Here is a 16,383-nt window from a genome sequence, read left to right as displayed (position 1 = left end):
CTTTGTAACTCCTATTTCCTATGATGAAGTCAAAGCATTTCCATGATTGACCTGAAAAATTTTAAGGGGGAAGAGATGTGAAGGGAAGCAGAAAAAGATGGGCATTTTTAGGATTACTAATGTTTGTGATGCTGTTTGCCAGTGCATGCAGCTCGGACAAATCATCATCAGAGCAGAAGGACAACGGTGGAAAGAAGGAAGAAAATAAAGCCCCAATTAAAATCGGTGTGCTTGCATCAAAAACTGGAGCCTTGGAGTCCTACGGTAAACAAACATTAAGAGGCTTTGAGCTGGGACTACAATATGCTACAGACGGAAAGATGGAAGTGGATGGCAGAAAAATTGAATTCTATGTGGAAGATACCGAAACGAAGCCGGAAGTAGCTGTACAAAAAGCAACGAAACTATTAGAAGAAGACAAGGTAGATTTCTTGGTTGGATCGTCTAGTTCGGCTGATACATTAGCAGTACTTCCGCTGGCTGAGGAATATAAAAGAATTATGGTGGTTGAACCAGCTGCAGCGGATACGATTACTGGATCCGAGTTCAACCCTTATATTTTCCGAACAGCACGGAACTCTTCACAGGACGCAGTTGCAGGTGCAGCAGCCATCGCGAAAAAGGGTGTCAAAATTGCGACCCTAGCTCCTGATTATTCATTTGGACGTGACGGGGTAGCAGCATTTAAAGAAGCGGCTAAGAAATTAGGAGCTGACATTGTAAAGGAAGAATATGCGGATCCGGCAGCAACGGATTTTACCTCTAATATTCAAAAAATCATTGATGCCAAACCTGATTACCTATTCGTAGTCTGGGCGGGTGCTAACTCTCCATGGAAACAGATTGCCGATATGAAGGTTCAGGAAAAAGGCATCAAAATCTCAACCGGAGCACCGGATATTGCGGCCTTATCTACAATGGCGCCGCTTGTAGGAATGGAAGGCTTCACTGTCTATTATCATGATCTGCCAAAAAATAAAATCAATGATTGGCTTGTCGCTGAACATAAAAAGAAATTTAACAATGAGGTTCCCGACCTATTTACACCAGGAGGTATGAGTGCGGCGATCTCCATTGTGGAAGCTGTCAAGAAAACAAAAGGCGATACTGACGCCGATAAATTGATTAAAGCGATGGAAGGAATGAGCTTCGAAACACCGAAAGGAAAAATGACCTTCCGACCTGAGGATCACCAGGCACTGCAGTCATTATATGCGATTAAGCTTGAGAAAAAGGATGGCGTGAATTATCCGGTTCCGGTATTAATGCGCGAGCTGACTCCTGAGGAAACCGCTCCGCCAATCCGTAATAAATGAAAACTCGCCGATTGGCGAGTCCGATAGGACGAAGACAGAGGCGTAGTTGAATTTATGCGTTAGGAAGTTAGAAATTTTGGAAAAATTTCTAATTTCCTATTAGCTAAATAAATTTCACAGGTGAGTGGGGGGATTAAGGTTTAATCGGGTCCCCCTCTTCCTATTTGTAATCTAAGGTGGTGATATGTTTGGCAGCATTGATTGAAACAAATGATTTATCGATAACCTTTGGCGGCCATACCGCGGTTGATTCCGTTACATTAACAGTTCCTGAAAAAAACTTTAAGTCAATTATCGGGCCGAATGGCGCCGGAAAAACGACCTTTTTTAATCTATTAAGCGGGCAGCTTACGCCGACAAAAGGGAAAATTTATTACCGGGGGAAAGACATCACTGCTTTTTCACCGACGAAACGAACCAGGGCAGGAATTGGCCGTTCCTTTCAAATTACAAATGTATTTCCCAATTTAACCGTTTTGGAAAATGTCCGGCTCGCTGTCCAATCGCAGGCGGGAATCCGCTATCAAATGCTCTTTCATTATAAAAAATATCGCCAATTTGAAGAGAAGGCGCTGGAATGGCTGAGGCTGGTGCTTCTCGATGACAAACAGGACTCACTTGCCGCTAACCTTGCCCATGGTGAAAAGCGGAAGCTGGAAATTGCCATGCTGCTAGCATTGGAAACAGAGGTTTTGCTACTGGATGAACCGACCGCGGGGATGTCCCTGGAGGAGGTTCCGGCGATTTTGGAAGTCATCAAGCGGATTAAGCAGCAAGGGGATCGAACCATCATTCTAATTGAACACAAAATGGATATGATTTTAGATTTGTCCGATTCTGTCATGGTTTTGTTTAACGGCAGGCTTCTGGCTGACGGCACGCCAGAGGAAATCATGAAAAATGAGACGGTTCAGTCGGCCTATTTAGGAGGGCTATACGAATGAGCGAACTACTGCAGCTAAAGGACATAGAAACACATATTGGCCAATATCATATTCTTCAGGGTGTTTCGTTGGAAGTGAAAAAGGGAGAAGTGACCGTTTTGCTTGGCCGAAATGGAGCAGGTAAGACGACCACTTTACGGACTATCATGGGGTTTACGCCTGCTTCCAAAGGAAGTGTGATCTTTAAAGGGGAGTCCATTCAGACTCTTGCCCCCTATACCATTGCCAAAAAAGGGATTGGTTTTGTACCGGAAGACCAAGGGATTTTTTCAGGCTTAACCGTTGAGGAAAATATGAAGGTGGCAATGCAAAAGGAAAATACAGAAACTTTGAAGAGAATGGATTGGATCCTGGAGCTGTTTCCCGACTTGAAAAAGTTTTGGAAAAAGCCAGGAGGGCTGTTAAGTGGCGGGCAGAAGCAAATGCTGGCCATTGCCAGGGCCTATATTAATGAGAATGAATTGCTGTTAATCGATGAGCCGAGTAAGGGATTGGCTCCAATCGTTGTGGAAAAGGTGATGGAATCCATTACCCAAATGAAGGAGCAGACAACCATTGTTTTGGTCGAGCAAAATTTCATGATGGCGAGTACGATCGGTGACCGTTATTACATTATTGATGACGGCCAGACAGTAAGCCATGGAACAATGCAGGAATTGAAAGAAAACGAGGAAAAGAAACGAAAATATTTAGGGATTGCCTAGGAAAGGGGAAGACCTTTGTGGATTTATTCTTCAATTTGGCCTTAAATGGGCTGGCGACAGGGATGCTCATTTTCCTGCTGGCGGCCGGGTTAACGCTAATATTTGGGTTAATGGATGTATTGAACTTTGCCCATGGCGGGCTATTTGCCTGGGGTGCTTACAGCGGTTTATGGATTTATGGAAAAACGGGGAGCTTTCTGATTGGGATTGCCGGTGCCATCCTGACCGGATTCCTTTTGGGAATCATCACGGAAAAATGGATTATCAAACCGGTTTACGGCAATCATGTCCAGCAAATTTTAATTACACTTGGGCTCATGCTTGTGCTTTCGGAAATGCTGAAGGTGATTTGGGGACCTAATCAAATTACCGCCACGCCACCGGATTATTTAAAGGGAAGCTGGGAACTAGGCGGCGTGATTATCATTAAATATCGGGTATTTATTATTTTGGCTGGCCTGCTTATTTATACGTGCGTGCAATTTTTGCTCAAAAAAACGAAAATCGGCCTTGTCGTCCGAGCTGGCGTAATGAATAAGGAAATGGTCCAGGCATTAGGTATTAATATTCAAAAGGTATTTATGTTTGTATTTATGATTGGTTCAGGAATGGCCGCTCTCGGTGGAGTTCTTTTGGGGCCGTATTCCGGAGTCATCCATGCCGGGATGGGAATGGAGTTTGCCATTTTAGCCTTTATCGTGGTAGTCATCGGGGGCATGGGCAATTTCAGTGGTTCCATTTTGGCGGCCATTCTGGTGGGGCTGTCCGGTTCGTTTATGGCGTACTATGTTCCGGATTTGTCGCTTGCTGTTAATATGCTGTTGATGGCAGTTGTATTGATTATTCGGCCGCAAGGGCTATTTGGGGCAAAGGGGTGAGAATATGAAGTGGTTACGAACCAATAAGGGGACAACATTATTTTGGATAGTTGCAGCATTTCTCTTCCTCTTGCCATTTGTCTATGAATCTCGTAATCTGATGATTTTATTAACGCAAATATTTATTTTTTCGGTATTTGCAATGAGCTATGACCTGCTCCTTGGTTTTACCGGTATTGTTTCTTTTGGTCACGCGATGTTTTTTGGAATCGGAGCTTATTCGATTGGGATTTTTATGAAGCGATTTGAGCCGACGATGCTGAATTTCCTGCTTGCACTATTGGCTACACTTGCTTTAACGGCGATGGTCAGCTTTTTAGTCGGGCTTTTGACGCTCCGCTTAAAAAGCCACTTTTATGCGATGTTAACGTTGTCTTTATCGGGATTGTTTCTAGTAGCGGCAGAAAAATGGCGGAGCCTGACCCATGGGAATGATGGCTTTACATTTCGTGTTCCGGAGCAATTTATTGACCGGACCGATTACTATTTGATTTGTCTGCTGATTATGGCGGCGGTGTTTATGATTTTAAAGCGGTTTACCAATTCACCATTGGGACGGGTGCTTCAAGCGATTCGCGAGAATGAGCAGCGCACCGAGTCACTTGGCTTTCATGTCCTCCACTATAAAATTGCCGCAAGCATCGTTTCCGGAGTATTAGCCGGTGTAGCGGGTATTCTTTATGCGATGTCACTACGGTTTGTCAATACAAGTGTTTTTTCGATGGACATCACATTGGATGCGTTGTTAATGACGATTATCGGCGGTGTCGGCACACTATATGGTGCGATGATCGGTGCTGGATTAATTGAATTTGCCCATGACTGGCTGACAGAGCTGGCGAAAGAGCATTGGATTTTTGAACGCTGGATTATCTTTTTTGGCATTATTTATATTTTAGTGGTCATGTTTTTCCCGAAAGGAATTGTCGGTACGTTAAGGACCATAACCTGGAAGCGGAAAAAGCAGCAGGCAGTCAATAAAAAAGAAAAGCTGGCGGGCTAGAAGGAGGCGGCGATGGATACGAATCAAGTTACCTCCTTTGTCGTTCGTTTTCAATTAGCTGCAGTCGAAAAGGAGACTGGGTCCCGGCACTGGAGGATTAAAGTGACCCATGTACAGGAAGACCGGGAAACTTTGTTCGAAACGATTGAAGAGGCGATGTCGTTTATGAAGGAAATTGCGGAAGATTCATAGAGTAGGTGATCGTTTTGCAAATAGGCATAGTCAGTACAGGGATATACTTGCCGGAAAAAACAATGACTGGTCGGGAAATCGCCGAAAAGGCAGGCATTCCAGTGGCCGTTGTGGAAGAAAAAATGGGGATTAGGAAAAAGCATATTCCAGGTCCAGATGACCATACCTGTGAAATGGGCATCCTTGCTGCAAGAAAGGCGCTTGAGAAGGCCTCGTTTAATCCTTTGGATATTGACCTCGTCATTTATATCGGTGAGGAGCATAAGGAATATCCACTCTGGACGGCGGGAATCAAGCTGCAGGAAGCAATCGGCGCTTTTAATGCCTGGGCGTTTGATACGGCTTTAAGGTGCGGCACAACCGTGATGGCGTTGAAGGTGGCGAAAAGCATGATGCTCTCTGACCCAGGTATACGAACGGTTCTTCTTGCCGGGGGTTACCGAAATGTTGATTTCATAGATTACGAGAACCCTAGAACAAGATTTATGTATAATCTTGGCGCTGGCGGCGGGGCCATTCTTCTTCAAAAGGATTATTCGGAAAATCTTTTGCTTGATACGGTAATCCTGACGGATGGTTCTTTTTCCGAGGACGTCGTCGTCGTTGCCGGCGGCACTATACATCCAATCTCGAGCGAGGCGATTGCCAAACGCTTGAACATGCTCGATGTACTTGATCCTGAGGGGATGAAACAGCGTCTTGAGGAAAAATCAATGAGCAATTTTTTAAAAGTCATTCGCGAATCGGTTCGGAAGAGTGGGTATACAGTGGACGATATTGCGTATTTAGCGATTCTTCACATGAAAAAATCTGCTCATGAATATGTTTTAAGAGAAATGGGCTTGTCCGACGAGCAGGCAATTTATTTGGAGGATTACGGTCATATTGGGCAGATAGATCAAATCTTGTCGTTGGAGCTGGCTTTACGGGAAGAGAAAGTGAAGGACGGCGATCTTGTCGTTTTTGTCAGCGCCGGGATTGGCTATGCGTGGGGAGCGACAGCCATTAAATGGGGAAAGGGATGATAGAGATGGTAAACGTATCAGTGAAGAGTGTCGAGCTTTCAAACGGAGAAACGCTTTTCTACCGGGAAAGGGAAGGCGGAGAAATAAAGGTATTATTAGTTCATGGTAATATGACTTCATCCAAGCACTGGGATCTCGTTCTTGAAAATATGGATGAGAAATATAAATTGTTTGCCGTTGATTTGCGGGGATTCGGCCTGTCTACTTATAACAACCTAATTATGTCGATTAAGGATTTCGCTGATGATGTCAAGCTGTTTGTAGACACGATTGGTTTGAAAGACTTTGCGCTTGTCGGCTGGTCAACCGGAGGTGCTGTGGGTATGCAATTCGCCGCTGATTATCCAGGTTATTGCAATAAATTGGTTTTATTAGCATCTGAATCTACTAGGGGTTATCCGTTTGACGGAAAATTGAACGATGCTGATGAGCCGCGCCGATTTACCTTGCATGAAGAGATAAAGCGGGACCTCGTCCGCACCGTTCCTGTGCAAGCCGCCTATGATACCAATGATGTCGCGTTATTGAAATTAATTTGGAACGCAGTCATTTACACTCACAACCAGCCGGCACCTGATCTTTATGATGAGTATGTTCAGGACATGCGGACGCAGCGTAATCTGGCTGAAGTCCATCACTGCAACAATACCTTTAATATCAGCCATTTTCATAATGGACTTGTTCCTGGAAATGGCAAGGTCGACGACATTCATGTTCCTGTTCTGGTCTTATATGGTGAAAGGGATATGGTTATTGCCAGAGAAATGACGAATGAGCTTTTAGCAGATTTGGGAGATAAGGCGACCTATGTGGAATTGAAAAACTGCGGACACTCCCCATTAGTAGATGACCTGCCGCAATTGTTGGATGCAATGACGAAGTTTTTGGAGAGGGAAGTGCAGGTATAATAAGTTAGTGAAAACGGCCTTTGGGGGGGGCGTTTTTTTTGACGCTTCGATTTATTGTCTACATTGTGAACTTTGTAGATATGTTCCTTAAATTTGTAGATAAATTTTTAAAAATTGTAGATATCCTAATTAATTTCGTAGATATCTTTAAAGAATTGTAGATATAATCCGAAAAGTGTTGATAACCCTTTCCTATAATCTAGACTCCGCTTCTGTTGTAACTCCTCTGTAACCATTCCCGGCTAAAATAGCACCATCTAGTAGTGAAGGAGCGAGTTTTGGTGAGGTGGGAACTGGATTGGCTGGAAAATAGAGCGAGATTATCGCCAAATAAAGCTGCCATAATCGATGTTAAGACTAACGAGACTTGGACTTACGGACAATTGAGCGCACGGGCGAACAATACGGCAGCAAACCTGCAAAACAGAGGCGTAAAAAAAGGCGATCGGGTTGCTCTCTTGGCCCCAAACGATATATGCTATTTTGATTTATTATTTGCCTGCGGAAAAATTGGCGCCATTTTTGTACCACTGAACTGGAGGCTTTCGGTTCATGAAATAAACGAAATATTGCAGGACTGCACACCGATTCTGATCGGGGTACATGAACAATTTATTCATATATATGATCAGCTTCCTGAGGAAAAACCACACTCTTTTATGGTCGAAGGCTCTAACTATTCTGAAATTAAATTTCTTCAAATAGTAGAAGAAATATCTGAAACCGACCCATTAGCGATGATTTACACGGGCGGTACAACCGGGAAGCCAAAAGGCGTTGTATTAAGCCATCGATCCATCCTCTGGAATGGGATAAATTCTATTTTGAGCTGGGGGCTGACGGATCAAGATGTCACCGTCAATTATATGCCCATGTTTCATACCGGCGGCTTGAATGCGTTAAGCATTCCTATCCTTATGATGGGCGGGACCGTTGTCATTGGTGACCATTTTGATGCGGCAGAAGCGGTAGAATCCATCAATCGTTACCAATGTACAATTATTCTCCTAGTGCCAACGATGTATCATATGTTAATCCAATCGGAAGAATTTAAAAGCAGTCATTTTCCTTCGATGAAAATCTTCTTATCTGGGGCGGCGCCATGTCCCATGCAAATTTATGAGGCGTTTCAAAAAAAGGGCTTGGCCTTTAAAGAGGGGTATGGGTTGACAGAAGCAGGGCCGAATAATTTTTATATAAGCCCCGAGGAAGCGCAGTTAAAGCGCGGATCAGTCGGCAAACCCATGATGTTTAATTCAATCACTCTTGAAAAAACAAATGGCTGGGAAGCCACAGCAAACGAAGTCGGCGAACTATTAATCAGGGGCAAGCATGCTTTTTCGTTCTATTGGAATAATGAGCAAGCGACGAACGAAACAATGACGGATGGCTGGATCCGCACAGGGGATTTAGCCAGAAGGGATGAACAGGGCTATTATTATATTGTCGGCCGGAAAAAGGATATGATCATCACTGGCGGCGAAAATATTTATCCCTTGGAAATTGAGCATTGGCTTGCGGAGCATCCAGCTATCGAAGAGGCTGCTGTCATCGGCCTGCCAGACGAAAAATGGGGCGAAGTGGTAGCTGCTTTTATAGTTTTTAAGGAATGGAGCATAACTGAAGGCGAACTAAAAACATATTGTGAAGCCAAACTGGGGCGTTATAAAATTCCTAAAAGATTTATTCAAGTAAATGAACTTCCTAAAACCCATGTGGGAAAAATTGATAAAAAGAAATTAAAGGAAATGGCTATCAAAATATAAAGGAGAACCTCAGTGTTCTCCTTTTCTATTGCTGACCCATTTTTTGCGCAAGATTTATGGCCGTGTCCGCAACAGTTAAATCAAGGTTCAATTGTTCACTTAAATCATGTGGATGATAAAAGCCTTTTGCCAACATATAGTTTGTTATTTTTTCATGCGTGGCGATTGCTTCGTTTAACTGTTCTCGCAGTGCCGCTTTTAATTCAGGTGTGGCGGTTTCTGTGATCGCTGCAGCATAATTCCTTATAGCCGCTTTGGCTGAAATAAGAAAATCGGTCGCGATGACCTGGTCTGTCAATCCGCCCATGCCTATCAGGTTTTGGATTAATTGATTCACTCATTTTCCCCCCGATTTGTTAAAAACTCCTTTAGCCTTTCGATGTGCCGGATTCCTGCAGCGGTATCAGCCGTAAGAATGGCCTGAAGCTCCTCATCCTGCGCCAATTTACTCATTGTTGCCGTTTTCGTAAGGCAAAGATTTTTAAAAGCGATTATTTCATGGAGATCCACAGTTTCATGGAGTGCTAATCGTTTAATCACATAACTCCCCCCAATCGTACCTAATCGTTCTTGTTTATCGTTTCTATCCTTCCTGATTGTTATACACCTTCTGGTTTTGCATAAAAGAAATTGCCCTATGGAGAAAATAACAAAGTATCAAATTGGAGGTGAATCCATGGACAGGTTGGCTTTGCATGAAACGATGGAAACGCATGAATTAATAAATTTTAAAACTGTCTGCTTATTGAAATCAAAATTAATGCAAGGTGTCTGCTTTGATAACGAATTAAAAGCCTTAATGGTAAAGGATGTTAAGCAGTCCATTCAAGATATGAATGAGTTACTCCAATTTTATAAACAAAGCCAGTTACTGCAATAAAAGTGAGGTGAATGGAATGGAGGACTTTTTAGACCCAAGGAATGCGGAAGGGATGCCGAATTTGGCTGATTCGGCAATTGCGATGGACTTTTTACTGGGTATCAAAAATGGTATTCGCACCTATAGCTTTGCCATTACCGAAACAGCCAACCCGGAGCTGCGGAGGACTTTACATCGGCAAATGGAAGCGGCCATTGATTTGCACACGGAGATTTCAGAGTTAATGATAAAAAAGGGATGGTTGAATCCCCATAGCGTTAAAGAACAGTTTCCGGTCGATCTTAAAGCGGCAGAAACCGCCATACAGATTGCGGAGTTGGACATATATCCTAGTGACACAGATCGCCGCGGGATGTTTGCAACTCCAAACAAATAGGGAGGTGAATAATAAATGAAGGCTGTTACATACCAAGGTATAAAAAATGTAGAGATCAGGGAGGTGAAGGACCCGTCCATTAAAAATGCTGATGATATTATCGTAAAAATCACCACCTCGGGGATTTGCGGCTCTGATTTACATCTCATCCATGCGATGATTCCGAATTTGCCTACCGATTATGTGATCGGTCACGAACCGATGGGGATTGTCGAGGAGGTCGGCCCGGAGGTAACCAACTTAAAAAAAGGAGACCGGGTCATCATTCCGTTTAATGTCAGCTGCGGGCACTGCTGGTATTGTACTCACGACCTGACAAGTCAATGTGATAACGGTAACCCGCATGGTCAAGGGTCGGGCTTTTTCGGCTATTCGGAAACAACGGGCGGGTATGCCGGCGGTCAAGCAGAATATATGAGGGTTCCGTTTGGGAACTTTACACCCTTCAAAATCCCGGAAAACTGTGAAGTGGAGGATGAAAAACTGGTCTTACTGGCAGATGTTATGCCGACCTCCTACTGGAGTGTGGACCATGCAGGTGTAAAATCCGGTGATACTGTTATTATTCTTGGCTGCGGCCCGGTTGGCTTAATGGCGCAAAAATTTGCCTGGCTTAAAGGGGCAAAACGGGTTATTGCTGTAGATTATGTGGGCTACCGCCTTGAGCACGCAAAACGCACGAATAAAGTGGAAATTGTCAATTTTGAGGATCATGAAAATGTCGGGGATTACTTGTTGGAAATCACCCAAGGCGGAGCGGATATTGTCATTGATGCAGTAGGGATGGATGGGAAAATGACCCCATTGGAATTCCTAGCTTCAGGGATGAAACTGCACGGCGGGGCGATGGGGGCGGTTGTTATGGCCAGCCAGGCGGTAAGAAAAGGCGGTACGGTACAACTTACCGGAGTTTATGGCGGCAGATACAATGCCTTTCCGCTGGGGGATTTCTTTCAGCGCAATGTGGATATTAAGATGGGACAGGCACCGGTAATACCTTACATGCCGTTTCTGTATGACATGGTAAACAGGGGGGAATTTAACCCATCTGACATTATCACACACGTTCTTCCACTAGACCGAGCCAAGCACGGTTACGAAGTATTTGATACTAAAACCGAGGACTGCATCAAAGTCATCCTTAAACCTTAAATCATTAAAGAACTTGGGAACTGCGAACGTAATACTTTACAGCAGCGGGGGCATGCCCCCCGTCAAAGTTTTTTAGAGCAATTCAGCGGCTTTTTCAATAAATAGTTTGGCTAGGATGGATTGAGTTTTATGGATGTTATAGGTGAGATAAAAGTATCTTTCCTCATCAAATCCAGGAATTTCATACATTTTAAGTCTGTTTTGGGCAGCATATTCTCGTGCGGCTATTTCGGAAATAATCGAGATGCCAATATCTTGTATGACAAACTGTATTAAGCTCTGACTGGAATCTGTATAAGCAATAATATTCAATTTATCCTTTGATATTTTATGTTTCTTTAGAACCCTTTCAAGAATGGCATTTGTTCCAGACTCGGAGTTCCTCATGATAAATGGATACTTCAAAATCTCTTGAATGTTTACCGGTTCTGTTATATTTCGTTCATTTGCTGTAATCAGAACAAGCTTCTCCTTTAATAGCGGTATATAGTGAAGTTTATCGCTTTCATACTTTTCTCCTAAGACCCCAACTTCGACGGATCCGTTTAGTACTTTTTCCACGACATTTTTTGAGGAGGACTGGCTAATATGAAACATGGCATTTTCGTAACCTTCTCTAAAACTCTTGACCATTTTCGGCAGAAGGAACTGCCCCGGCACCGAGCTTGCGGCAACCCGAATCATGCCTCGAAGTTCAGTCATTCCTTGTTTTAAATCCATTAAAGCCTGGTCTTTTAAGAGCAATAGTTTAAGCGCCCACTGATAAAGCCGCTCACCGTGGGGAGTCAGTATACTTTCACGGCCAACGCGATCAAAAAGCTGTACATTCAATGTTTTTTCCAAGGCCTGAATATGGGAACTGACAGTAGATTGACTTAGAAAAATATCCTCAGCGGCCTTCGAAAAGCTTTTATGTTCAACCACCTTTGTAAACACATATAACTGGTGTAAATCCAACGAGAGTTCCTCCTATGTTTCATTCGTGAAAATCGATAATTGGTACCCGAATTAATAGATAGTTTAAATATATCATTGATATTTATGAATCCAATATTTCAAGCAGCTAATTTTTTTATTAGGTATTTTAAAGAGTTCATAAAATTGTCACTTTATCCTTGCAATACGAAACAGTATCATTGAATTAAAGGTCTATTTAAAGGAGGACTTCCTAAATGGAAAAGGCGATTCAAGAGTATTCTTTAACGGATTTAATGGCAAGAATTGAAGAAATCTTTAATGAAAATCCCGGTCCAATCCAAGGCTTTAACGCTGTTGTTCAATACGATGTGTATGACCAGATGCCGTCAACCTATCAGCATAATTTTCAAGATGGTACATTAACAATTAAAGAAGGAGTCCAAGTTGCCCCTAACGTGACGATGTCTTTAAACTATGATACCTTCAAAAAATTTGTTTTGTGTAAAATGAGCGGTACGATGGCCCTGCTGACAGGAAAAGTGAAGGTGAAAGGTGACGTAAGTACTGGTTTGAAAATAGAAAGCATTCTCAAAAAATATAATCTAAAAGAACCTTTATAAAAATACCAGGCTGCCTGAGATAGTTCAGCAGCCTTTTGCTTTTTTGCTGGTAAATTCAATTTTCGCAAATGAATAATTGAAATTATTGTGGAAAACAATCATTATTAGTGGAAGGTAATACAGAAAGTAGGCGGTTATTTGTCAGAATTTTTATCATTAGGGATTTCAACCACAGTAGTGGATAAATTACGCGGGTATGGGATTGCAACCCCAACACCGATTCAACACCGGGCGATTCCGATTATTATGAAGGACATGGATACAATTGCCCAAGCACAAACAGGTACTGGCAAGACGCTGGCCTTTATCCTGCCCATCCTTGAAAAATTGAATCGAAAAGACGGTCATATTCAAGCCCTTATTGTGACGCCAACGAGAGAATTGGCTTTGCAAATTACGGATGAAATTGAGAAATTGATTCATGATTTGGATGATATTAATGTTCTAGCTGTTTATGGCGGGCAAGATGTTGACAGACAATTAAAGAAATTGAAGAACCATCCACAGATTGTTGTTGGGACTCCGGGCAGGCTTCTCGACCATATTCGAAGGGAAACAATCCAATTAGCGAATGTATCTTATCTTGTTCTGGATGAAGCAGACCAAATGCTTCATATTGGGTTTCTCAGCGAGGTTGAGGATATCATTAAAGAAACGCCCGCAAGCAGGCAGACCATGCTTTTCTCAGCAACAATTCCTCCTGAGGTTAAAAAGCTTGCCAATAAATACATGCGGACCCCGGAATATATTCAAGTCGAAAAAGTTCAGGGACCAGCTGACAATGTGAAACAGATTGCCATTCATACGATTGACCGTGCGAAGCAGGCAACTCTTATCCAATTAATTGAAACGCATCGGCCATTTTTAGCAGTGATTTTTTGCCGAACAAAACGGAGAGTTTCCAAACTTTATGAAATTCTAAAAAGCCATGGATTTCCCTGCGATGAGTTGCATGGTGATTTGTCACAGGCAAAACGAGAGCAGGTCATGAAACGGTTTCGGGATGCGGAAATTCAATTGCTAATTGCCACCGATGTAGCAGCAAGAGGACTTGATGTAGAAGGTGTAACCCATGTGTTTAATTACGATATTCCTCAGGATCCCGAGAGTTATATTCATAGAATCGGCAGGACCGGACGGGCAGGGACGAAAGGACTAGCTATCACCCTTTATTCTACAAAGGACAGGCCGACTCTTGATTTAATTGAAAAAGAGCTAAATATTAGAATAAATAAACAAAATATAGGGAATTCGAATAAGGAAAAAGAAACTCAGCGGGACACTTCTGCAAAAAAACGACAAGATGGACAACAAATGAAAAATGTTCATCAAAAGAAAAATGGTGAAAGAAAACATCAGAAGAAGAACTTTGCAAGAAAAAAACCCCATTAATGGGGTTTTTTTTAACCTTTATATATTTTATCTTCCTAAACCAATCCCTGTATTGGATTTAACGAGGACTTCCTCATATTTTTTAACATCAGCTTTTTGGCTGGAAAAGATGGTTCCAAGGTAACCAGCAAGGAAACCAAGCGGAATGGAAACTATCCCTGGTGTTGTGTAAGGGAATAATGGGTTCCCTACAAAAATAGCTTTACCTACTTCCGGGCTAAATACATTCGGACTGATCAGCACTAAGCCGATAGCTGAAATTAGACCGACAACCATCGCCCACATCGCGCCGGTTGTATTAAAGCGTTTCCAATAGATAGTGTATAGAATGACAGGTAAATTCGCGCTAGCTGCAACAGCAAAGGCGAGCGAAACAAGGAAGGCGACATTCAGCGTCTGTGCGCCTAAGGCAAGAATAATGGATACGACAGAAACCCCGATGGCTGCGTAACGGGCCATCAATACCTGTTGCTTTTCGGTTGCTTTTCCTTTTTTCAAAATTTCATTGTAAAAGTCATGGGAAAAAGCTGAAGCTGCTGTCAGCACCAGCCCTGCAACAACAGCAAGAATAGTTGCAAACGCCACCGCAGAAATAAAGGCAAACAACATATTACCGCCAATTGCTTGAGCTAATAAAGGAGCTGCCATATTTCCGGCTGGGTTGGCAGCAATAATTTTTTCATTGCCGACAAATGCTGCAGCACCGAAACCAAGGAAAATGGTCATAACGTAAAATATTCCAATAACCCAAGTAGCATAAACAACAGACGAGCGTGCCGTCTTGGCATCCTTTACGGTAAAGAAGCGGACAAGAATGTGCGGAAGCCCTGCCGTTCCAAGAACAAGCCCCATATTTAGAGATAATGTATCCAGGCCGTCTTTGTACTTTACACCTGGATTTAGGAAGGATTCCTTTAAAGGAGTTGCCGTTTTCATTTGGGCAAACATATCGGTAAGGCTGAAATTAAACTTGGCAAAAACAATCATAGAAATAATGAAGGTGCCGCCCATTAACAGGATCGCTTTAATGATTTGCACCCAGCTTGTTGCATGCATTCCGCCAAAGATAACGTATACCGTCATTAACACCCCGACGATTAAGACAGAGGTTGTATACTCCAATCCTAATAATAATTTAATAAGTGCACCAGCACCGACCAGCTGAGCAATCATATAAAAAATAGAAATCGTCATTGTATTCATGGCGGCGAATCCGCGGATCTTTTTGGCATCAAAACGAGCCGCTATCATATCGGCAAAAGTGTATTTGCCAAGGTTTCTTAACGGTTCCGCTACCAAATAAAGAACGACAAGGTAAGCCACTAGAAACCCAATGCTATAGAAAAATCCATCAAAGCCGGTCAGGGCTACAGCTCCGGCAATTCCTAGGAAAGATGCTGCAGACATATAGTCACCTGCGATGGCAAGTCCATTTTGCCAGCCGGTAAGGCCTCCGCCAGCCGTGTAAAATTCACTGGCATTCTTAGTTTTCTTGGAAGCGAAATAGGTGATGACCAGCGTTACGAGAACAATGGCAAGAAACATAAGGAATGCAGGGGTATTCATTAGCTATTCCCCCTTTCTTGAATGACCTGGGATGATAACTCATCAAACCTTGCCGCTTTCTTAGAATAAAGCATGCACAAACCCCATGTCATAACAAACTGAAGGAAAGCAAATACCCATGCCCAAGTAATATTTCCGATAAATTTTGTATTAAGTATCGTTGAATATGAGGTTAAGATTGGCAAGGCAAAATAAAAACAGAAAAAGAAGATAGTAAATGGAATTATAAATTTTTTCTTTTCGGAGAGTAATGTCTGAAACGAAGAAGACTGGACAATAGAACTGTAATCGCTTTCAGTTTGAGCGTTTATTTTTTTAGCTTCCAAAGAGAAGCTCCCCCTTTCGTATAAACCACTGGATTAAGGAATGTGGAATTAAGATAAAAAAGATGATGACAGGTAATGATGCAGGGGCAAAAGGTGTTATAAAGCTTCTGATAATAGGCTTGAGATTTCCCTCCTTTTGATTACAGATATTTCTAAAATTTGAAAATATTTTACGTTTTTTATTATAATTTTAAGAGAATCATAGTTGCAAGGGAATATTTTCTTATTTTGGAAATTTTTTATTAACTTTTGAGAAATAAAAAAAACCTTTGCAGTTGCAAAGGTTTTTTCTGAATAATGATGGAGACTATCGGGATCGAACCGACGACCTCTTGCATGCCATGCAAGCGCTCTCCCAGCTGAGCTAAGCCCCCGATGGATTAGTACAAGAAAAATTATATCTGCATTACGAGCGAA

General features: G+C 42.5%; 19 protein-coding genes and 1 tRNA gene. 14 read left to right on the top strand and 6 right to left on the bottom strand.

Annotated elements, in window-relative coordinates:
* Positions 1-119: 119 nt before the first annotated feature.
* The 9 genes from V5M37_RS23795 to V5M37_RS23755 all read left to right on the top strand — a co-directional run bounded on the left by V5M37_RS23795 (position 120) and on the right by V5M37_RS23755 (position 8,736).
* Positions 120-1,316, top strand: coding sequence for a substrate-binding domain-containing protein (locus tag V5M37_RS23795; RefSeq protein WP_423802677.1), 1,197 nt, complete (start codon positions 120-122; stop codon positions 1,314-1,316).
* A gap of 188 nt (positions 1,317-1,504) precedes the next feature.
* Positions 1,505-2,260, top strand: coding sequence for an ABC transporter ATP-binding protein (locus V5M37_RS23790; protein ID WP_423799397.1), 756 nt, complete (start codon positions 1,505-1,507; stop codon positions 2,258-2,260).
* A complete protein-coding gene (locus V5M37_RS23785) occupies positions 2,257-2,964 on the top strand; it encodes an ABC transporter ATP-binding protein (protein ID WP_213144447.1) in 708 nt (235 codons plus the stop codon). Before V5M37_RS23790 ends, V5M37_RS23785 begins: the two co-directional genes overlap by 4 nt.
* 17 nt (positions 2,965-2,981) lie before the next feature.
* Positions 2,982-3,842 carry a branched-chain amino acid ABC transporter permease gene (locus tag V5M37_RS23780; RefSeq protein WP_423799396.1) on the top strand — a complete coding sequence of 287 codons (861 nt, stop codon included), beginning with the start codon at positions 2,982-2,984 and terminating at the stop codon, positions 3,840-3,842.
* 4 nt (positions 3,843-3,846) lie between these two features.
* Positions 3,847-4,845: a branched-chain amino acid ABC transporter permease gene (locus V5M37_RS23775; RefSeq protein ID WP_423799395.1), complete on the top strand. Its 999-nt coding sequence runs from the start codon at positions 3,847-3,849 to the stop codon at positions 4,843-4,845.
* 12 nt (positions 4,846-4,857) lie between these two features.
* Positions 4,858-5,037, top strand: coding sequence for a hypothetical protein (locus V5M37_RS23770; protein WP_213117939.1), 180 nt, complete (start codon positions 4,858-4,860; stop codon positions 5,035-5,037).
* Positions 5,038-5,051: 14 nt separating this feature from the next.
* Entirely contained in the window at positions 5,052-6,062 is a 1,011-nt protein-coding gene (locus V5M37_RS23765; RefSeq protein WP_423799394.1) for a 3-oxoacyl-ACP synthase, read from the top strand.
* 5 nt (positions 6,063-6,067) lie between these two features.
* Entirely contained in the window at positions 6,068-6,970 is a 903-nt protein-coding gene (locus V5M37_RS23760) for an alpha/beta fold hydrolase (protein WP_423799393.1), read from the top strand.
* 281 nt (positions 6,971-7,251) lie between these two features.
* Entirely contained in the window at positions 7,252-8,736 is a 1,485-nt protein-coding gene (locus V5M37_RS23755) for a class I adenylate-forming enzyme family protein (RefSeq protein ID WP_423799392.1), read from the top strand.
* A 25-nt stretch (positions 8,737-8,761) separates the two neighbouring features.
* Here V5M37_RS23755 and V5M37_RS23750 read toward each other — a convergent pair whose 3' ends face one another.
* Both V5M37_RS23750 and V5M37_RS23745 read right to left on the bottom strand, forming a co-directional pair.
* Positions 8,762-9,073 (bottom strand): spore coat protein, encoded by a 312-nt coding sequence (locus V5M37_RS23750; protein ID WP_423799391.1) that lies wholly within the window; start codon positions 9,071-9,073, stop codon positions 8,762-8,764.
* Positions 9,070-9,276 carry a hypothetical protein gene (locus tag V5M37_RS23745; protein WP_423799390.1) on the bottom strand — a complete coding sequence of 69 codons (207 nt, stop codon included), beginning with the start codon at positions 9,274-9,276 and terminating at the stop codon, positions 9,070-9,072. Before V5M37_RS23745 ends, V5M37_RS23750 begins: the two co-directional genes overlap by 4 nt.
* Positions 9,277-9,412: 136 nt before the next feature.
* Here V5M37_RS23745 and V5M37_RS23740 point away from each other — a divergent pair, with 136 nt between their 5' ends.
* The 3 genes from V5M37_RS23740 to V5M37_RS23730 are packed head-to-tail and all read left to right on the top strand — an operon-like array spanning position 9,413 to position 11,144.
* Positions 9,413-9,616 (top strand): spore coat protein, encoded by a 204-nt coding sequence (locus tag V5M37_RS23740; RefSeq protein WP_423799389.1) that lies wholly within the window; start codon positions 9,413-9,415, stop codon positions 9,614-9,616.
* A gap of 16 nt (positions 9,617-9,632) precedes the next feature.
* Positions 9,633-9,992, top strand: coding sequence for a spore coat protein (locus tag V5M37_RS23735; protein WP_423799388.1), 360 nt, complete (start codon positions 9,633-9,635; stop codon positions 9,990-9,992).
* Positions 9,993-10,007: 15 nt separating this feature from the next.
* Positions 10,008-11,144, top strand: a complete 1,137-nt coding sequence (locus tag V5M37_RS23730) for a zinc-dependent alcohol dehydrogenase (RefSeq protein WP_423799387.1) — start codon at positions 10,008-10,010, stop codon at positions 11,142-11,144.
* A 72-nt stretch (positions 11,145-11,216) separates the two neighbouring features.
* On the opposite strand, the gene V5M37_RS23725 is transcribed toward V5M37_RS23730, so the two are convergent.
* Positions 11,217-12,101 carry a selenium metabolism-associated LysR family transcriptional regulator gene (locus tag V5M37_RS23725; protein WP_423799386.1) on the bottom strand — a complete coding sequence of 295 codons (885 nt, stop codon included), beginning with the start codon at positions 12,099-12,101 and terminating at the stop codon, positions 11,217-11,219.
* A 215-nt stretch (positions 12,102-12,316) separates the two neighbouring features.
* Here V5M37_RS23725 and V5M37_RS23720 point away from each other — a divergent pair, with 215 nt between their 5' ends.
* On the top strand, positions 12,317-12,682 hold the full coding sequence (locus V5M37_RS23720; protein WP_423799385.1) for an SCP2 sterol-binding domain-containing protein: 366 nt from the start codon (positions 12,317-12,319) through the stop codon (positions 12,680-12,682).
* A 138-nt stretch (positions 12,683-12,820) separates the two neighbouring features.
* Entirely contained in the window at positions 12,821-14,074 is a 1,254-nt protein-coding gene (locus V5M37_RS23715) for a DEAD/DEAH box helicase (RefSeq protein ID WP_423799384.1), read from the top strand.
* A 27-nt stretch (positions 14,075-14,101) separates the two neighbouring features.
* Here the strand turns inward: V5M37_RS23715 and V5M37_RS23710 are convergent, their stop codons facing one another.
* The 3 genes from V5M37_RS23710 to V5M37_RS23700 form a co-directional block, all read right to left on the bottom strand.
* Positions 14,102-15,640 (bottom strand): solute symporter family protein, encoded by a 1,539-nt coding sequence (locus V5M37_RS23710; RefSeq protein ID WP_378582649.1) that lies wholly within the window; start codon positions 15,638-15,640, stop codon positions 14,102-14,104.
* Positions 15,640-15,966 (bottom strand): DUF485 domain-containing protein, encoded by a 327-nt coding sequence (locus tag V5M37_RS23705; RefSeq protein WP_423799383.1) that lies wholly within the window; start codon positions 15,964-15,966, stop codon positions 15,640-15,642. Before V5M37_RS23705 ends, V5M37_RS23710 begins: the two co-directional genes overlap by 1 nt.
* Positions 15,967-16,267: 301 nt before the next feature.
* A tRNA-Ala gene (locus tag V5M37_RS23700) sits at positions 16,268-16,340 on the bottom strand.
* Positions 16,341-16,383: the final 43 nt, after the last annotated feature.

Origin of the sequence: Neobacillus sp. SAB-20_R2A (genome assembly GCF_049568635.1) — a bacterium.
In the GTDB taxonomy this organism is placed as follows: domain Bacteria; phylum Bacillota; class Bacilli; order Bacillales; family Cytobacillaceae; genus Neobacillus; species Neobacillus citreus.
The sequence above is the reverse complement of the archived record's forward strand: the minus strand, read 5'-3'. Positions and strand labels throughout refer to the sequence as shown.